Origin of the sequence: Streptomyces alkaliphilus, assembly GCF_014141535.1 — a bacterium.
Lineage (GTDB): Bacteria > Actinomycetota > Actinomycetes > Streptomycetales > Streptomycetaceae > Streptomyces > Streptomyces alkaliphilus.
This window is the reverse complement of the sequence record NZ_VKHT01000301.1, coordinates 1-5,306: the sequence shown is the minus strand read 5'-3', so window position 1 is coordinate 5,306 and position 5,306 is coordinate 1. Positions and strand designations below refer to the sequence as shown.

Below are 5,306 nucleotides of genomic sequence, written 5' to 3'. Positions count from 1 at the left end.
GTCATGCAGAGCCCACCCCCGCAGACCGAGTCGCAGCCGCCCACCGAGGCGGACATCGCGGCCTTCCGCGAGCAGATGGGGCGGCCCCCGCGCGGGCTGCGCGCCATCGCCCACCGTTGCCCGTGCGGCAACCCGGACGTGGTGGAGACCGCGCCCCGGCTGGAGGACGGCACGCCCTTCCCCACCACCTACTACCTCACCTGCCCCCGGGCGGCCTCCGCGATCGGCACCCTGGAGTCCGAGGGCGTGATGCGGGAGATGAACGAGCGGCTGGCCCGCGACCCCGACCTGGCCGCCGCGTACCGGCGCGCCCACGAGGACTACCTGGCCCGGCGCGACGCCATCGAGGTGCTGGAGGGCTTCCCCAGCGCCGGCGGGATGCCCGACCGGGTCAAGTGCCTGCACGTGCTGGTGGGTCACTCCCTGGCCGCGGGCCCCGGCGTGAACCCGCTGGGGGACGAGGCACTGGCCATGCTGCCCGAGTGGTGGCGCAAGGGGCCGTGCGTGACGGCCGGCGGCACCGAGCCCGTCGGGGCCGATGAGCCCGTCGGGGAGACCGAACCCGCCGGGGAGACCGTGGAAACACGAGGGGAACGATGAGCACCCACCGGGTCGCCGCAGTGGACTGCGGCACCAACTCCATCCGCCTGTTGATCGCCGACGTCGACACCGTCGCCGGCACCCTCACCGACCTCGACCGCCGGATGGAGATCGTCCGGCTGGGACAGGACGTGGACCGCACCGGTCGCTTCGCCCCCGAGGCGCTGGAGCGCACCTTCGCGGCCTGCCGCCGGTACGCCGAGGCGCTGGACCGGCACGGCGTGGACGCCGAAGCCGTGGCGGCCGGCGCCCTGCGCTTCGTGGCCACCTCCGCCTCCCGGGACGTCTCCAACCGCGAGGAATTCGTGACCGGCGTCCGGGAGATCCTGGGCGTCGAGCCCGAGGTGATCACCGGCGACGAGGAGGCCCGCCTCTCCTTCGCCGGCGCCACCCTCGAGTTGGCGGGTCGCGACGACCTGCCCGGCCCCGCCCTGGTCGTGGACATCGGTGGCGGCTCCACCGAGTTCGTGCTCGGGGAGTTCGGCGGCGCGGTGCGGGCGGGCCGCAGCGTGGACATCGGCTGCGTGCGCCTGACCGAGCGCCACCTGGTGAGCGACGGCGTGCCGGTGGAGCCGGTGAACGCCGAACGCCGGGAGGCGGTACGGGCGGACATCCTGACCGGCCTGGGCCGCGCGGCCGAGGTGGTCCCGCTGGGGGAGGCGAACACCCTGATCGGCCTGGCCGGTTCGGTCACCACCGTGGCCGCGCTGGCGCTGGACCTGCCGGAGTACGACTCGACGGCCATCCATCACGCCCGGGTCGACCGGGAGACCGTCCGCGCGGTCACCGACCGACTGCTGGGGTCCACCCATGCCGAGCGGGCGGAGAAGGCGGTCATCCATCCGGGTCGGGTGGACGTGATCGGTGCCGGCGCGCTGATCCTGGACACGATCATGGAGCGGGTCGGGGCCCGCGAGGTGATCGCGAGTGAGCACGACATCCTCGACGGCATCGCCTGGTCGGTGGTCGAGCGGCTGGGCTGACCGTCGTTGCCGGGGGTCGGGTCGGGCCGGGGCCCCCGACCCGACCCCCGGGGCCCCTGCCTACAGGTTCCGATACACCTCACGCCGGTTGCCGACTCCCGGGAGAAGGATGACGGGTTCCCGGTTGTCGATGCGGCGGGCGACCCGATCCATGCCCCGCCCGCGGGCGGTGGAGGCGTCCGATGGGTGCCGCGAAGCCACGGTCGACGGGACGCAGATCGGCCCTCGACACGCGAGGGCGGGACTCCTCCCGGAAACTTCGTGAAGTTGTTCACATGAGAAATCCCCCCATCCGGTGGTTCGGGGCCATCCGGAGGGCGTGGAGGCCCCCGATCGACCCCCCGAGGGGCCCGAAGGACCCCCCGGCTGCCGGATGATCACCGCGTGACGTCGGGATTGCGAAGGGGTGAAGCTGGTGCGGTCGCGACGGGACCGGTGTGCGTGAGATGATGTTTACGCAGGTCATACAGGGGGTCATAGGGGGCGCGCGGCGTGAAGCGCGCACCCTCTGGACACTCCGATCCGGCATGACTTCCATGATCGTTTGCGAGGGTTCGGGGAGTATAACAGAGGTGCCGAAGAAGCTTGTGAAGCCCCTCACGAGCTCCTGTCCCCCATCGGGTGGATACTCGAAGCATGAGCACCACGGAGCGTCCCCGAATTCTCGTCGTGGGTGGCGGGTATGTCGGTCTGTACGCCGCTCGCCGCATCCTGAAGAAGATGCGCTACGGCGAGGCGACCGTCACCGTCGTCGATCCGCGTTCGTACATGACCTATCAGCCGTTCCTCCCCGAGGCGGCTGCAGGCAGCATTTCCCCCCGGCACGTCGTGGTGCCGCTGCGCCGGGTGCTGCCCCGGGCCGAGGTCCTCACCGGCCGTGTCACCGAGATCGACCAGGACCGCAAGGTCGCCACGGTCGTGCCGCTGGTCGGTGACGCCTATGAGGTCCCATTCGACTATCTGATCGTCGCGCTGGGCGCCGTCTCCCGCACCTTCCCGATCCCCGGCCTCGCCGAGACCGGTATCGGCATGAAGGGCGTCGAGGAGGCCATCGGCCTGCGCAACCACGTCCTGGAGCAGTTGGACAAGGCCGACTCCACCACGGACGAGGCGATCCGCCGCAAGGCCCTCACCTTCGTCTTCGTCGGCGGCGGCTTCGCCGGTGCCGAGACCATCGGCGAGGTCGAGGACCTGGCGCGCGACGCCGCCAAGTACTACCCCTCCATCTCCCGTCAGGACATGCGGTTCGTCCTGGTCGACGTGGCCGACCGCATCCTCCCCGAGGTCGGGCCCAAGCTCGGCGAGTGGGGCCGCGAGCACCTGGCCGCGCGCGGCATCGAGATCCACCTCGGTACCTCGCTGAAGTCCTGCGTGGACGGTCACGTGGTCCTCTCCAACGACCTGGAGATGGACGCGGGAACCCTGGTGTGGACCGCCGGCGTCAAGCCGAACCCGGTGCTGGCCCGTTACGGCCTGCCGCTGGGTCCCCGCGGCCACGTGGACGTGGACCCGACCCTCCAGGTCAAGGGCACCTCCCACATCTGGGCCGCCGGCGACAACGCCCAGGTGCCCAACCTGGTCAAGGGTGAGGGCGACTGGTGCCCGCCCAACGCCCAGCACGCGCTGCGCCAGGCCAAGGTCCTCGGCGACAACGTCATCAGCGCCATGCGCGGCTTCCCCCAGCAGCAGTACAAGCACGCCAACAAGGGTGCGGTGGCCGGTCTGGGTCTGCGCAAGGGCGTCGCGATGATCCGCCTGGGCAAGCTGTCCATCCGGCTGCGCGGCCGTCTGGCCTGGTACATGCACCGCACGTACCACGGCATGGCCGTTCCGACCTGGAACCGCAAGATCCGGGTCTTCGCCGACTGGACCCTGGGCCTGTTCCTCAAGCGCGAGGTCGTCTCGCTGGGCGCCGTGGAGAACCCCCGCGAGGAGTTCTCCGAGGCCGCCCGGCCGCCGGCCGCCGCCGAGACCGGGAGGACCCCGGCTCCCCGCGCTCCCGGTGGCCCGGCCGCCGGCGAGCGGGACAAGGCCGACGCCGGGGCCCGCTGAACCCGCCCCGGCCGCCGTCCCTCACGGGAGGGCTCCGTGTGATGGTGTGACATCGCGTCGGGCCGGTGTGCTTCCCCTCCGGGGGGAGCGCGCCGGCCCGACGTCGTTTTTCGGGGGCCCCGGGGTGCCTGCGGATTCCCGCGCGTTCCCCGGGTCGGTCGACCACGGGCGGCCGGCCCGTGCCGTGGCCGTGGAGGTGCCCGATGCGTTTCGGCCGGCGGGTGAACACTTCCGGCCGGACCGCCGGTTGAGGACCCGGCTCGCTTCCCGTTCCGGCGGGTCCGATGACCCCCTTCCGTTCCGGCCGCCGGTCGGATCGCGCCCACGGCCCGCCCGGCTCCGGCTCTCCCGCGTGACGTGTCCTGTCGTCGGGTTCCGCTTTGGAACGACCCGGAATGCCGTGGGGGCGATGGAATCCGTCGCGGTTCCGACCCTTTCGGACCGGACTCTCCCTCTCCGAGTGGTCAGCGGCGCGTAGCCGAACCGGTACCCGGTGAAATCGCGTCATTCTCCCCGGTGCCCCGGGAGCGGAGGGCCGGCATCCGCCCCCTCTCGACTGGAAGGGTGTGCTGACGCCTCATCAGTTGGCCATAAAATCAGACAACCTCGTTCTCCAAGGCGGCTGTTCGTGAGTCCTGTGACGGATAAGCTGCGGAGCGCGCACACCTCCCCCGGTGCGAGCGCCCAACACGGCCCGGGGGTTCGTGCCCGGATGGTGGAATGCAGACACGGCGAGCTTAAAACTCGCTGGCCCTCCAGGGTCGTGCCGGTTCGAATCCGGCTCCGGGCACTCCCCGCGCACCCGGTGTGAGCTGGTGTGATGCGCGTGGTGGTGGCGGCCCGAAATCGTTTTTGGTGCACGGCGGGCGGGGGCACGTTCCTCCCCGGCCGGCTGGTCCACCAGGGCGCGGATACGGGCGTTGATCTCGCCCCGGCACGGCACGGTGAGGGGGATGGGGTTGGTTGCTGGGCCACGTGCTCAACGTTACGGGCCGGCACGGACAGTTTCGGCCCCGTCACGGTGTGGGTGACGGGGCCGAGCGCTGTCCCCGGTCTGGAGCCCGGGGGTACCGTCTGTGGTGCGACCCTTGACGGCACTTCAGTGAGCGAGCCCAGCATGACACACGGCACTGACGAGCACATCGGCGCCCGGGTGCGTGTAGCGCGCATTCAGGCGGGTTACACGCAGGCGGTGATGGCCGGCCTCCTCGGCCGCTCGGAGTCCTGGATTCAGGACCTGGAATCCGGGCGCCTGCATCTGGACCGGTTCTCCGTGATCAACCGGGTGGCCGAGTTGACGGACGTGGATGTGGTGTGGCTGCTGGGGCAGCCGTATCGCCTCGATGCCACGTCGCGGACGAGTCCGCACCGGCACATCCCGGCGTTGCGGGCGGCGTTGCGGCGGGCCGGGCTGGTGCTGTCCGGGCACCCGGGGTTGTCCCCGGCCGCGCAGCGGGCCACGGCGGTGACGATGCAGGAGCGGGCCCGGCGTGCGGCGGTCGCGCGGCAGGCCGCCGATCTGCCGGCCACGGTGGTCGATCTCCCGGCCCTGGTGGAGGACCTGACGACGTCCCTGCTCACGGAGACCGGCACGCAGCGGGAGGACGCGCTGCGCCTGGTGGTGGATGTGGCCCGTACCGTGCGGATGGCGCTCAACGCGCTGGGGTATCC

4 protein-coding genes and 1 tRNA gene are annotated in these 5,306 nt (G+C 71.6%); all 5 read left to right on the top strand.

The genetic code is table 11. The features are described from left to right. Positions 1–3: 3 nt before the first annotated feature. Complete coding sequence (locus FNQ90_RS11680) at positions 4–600, top strand: DUF501 domain-containing protein (RefSeq protein ID WP_182606312.1); 597 nt, start codon at positions 4–6, stop codon at positions 598–600. Then, positions 597–1,583: a Ppx/GppA phosphatase family protein gene (locus FNQ90_RS11675; protein WP_182606311.1), complete on the top strand. Its 987-nt coding sequence runs from the start codon at positions 597–599 to the stop codon at positions 1,581–1,583. Before FNQ90_RS11680 ends, FNQ90_RS11675 begins: the two co-directional genes overlap by 4 nt. A gap of 636 nt (positions 1,584–2,219) precedes the next feature. After that, positions 2,220–3,635 (top strand): NAD(P)/FAD-dependent oxidoreductase, encoded by a 1,416-nt coding sequence (locus FNQ90_RS11670; RefSeq protein WP_182606310.1) that lies wholly within the window; start codon positions 2,220–2,222, stop codon positions 3,633–3,635. Between the two features lie 706 nt (positions 3,636–4,341). Beyond that, positions 4,342–4,425: transfer RNA gene (locus FNQ90_RS11665), tRNA-Leu, on the top strand. A gap of 327 nt (positions 4,426–4,752) precedes the next feature. Continuing rightward, positions 4,753–5,306, top strand: a 554-nt coding sequence (locus FNQ90_RS11660) for a helix-turn-helix domain-containing protein (protein WP_182606309.1), incomplete at its 3' end; no start/stop codon positions are given.

What these genes read in the sequence shown, in the direction of transcription:
- FNQ90_RS11680 (WP_182606312.1), top strand. Translation starts at nt 4, where the DNA reads ATGCAGAGCCCACCCCCGCAGACCGAGTCGCAGCCGCCCACCGAGGCG.
- FNQ90_RS11675 (WP_182606311.1), top strand. Translation starts at nt 597, where the DNA reads ATGAGCACCCACCGGGTCGCCGCAGTGGACTGCGGCACCAACTCCATC.
- FNQ90_RS11670 (WP_182606310.1), top strand. Translation starts at nt 2,220, where the DNA reads ATGAGCACCACGGAGCGTCCCCGAATTCTCGTCGTGGGTGGCGGGTAT.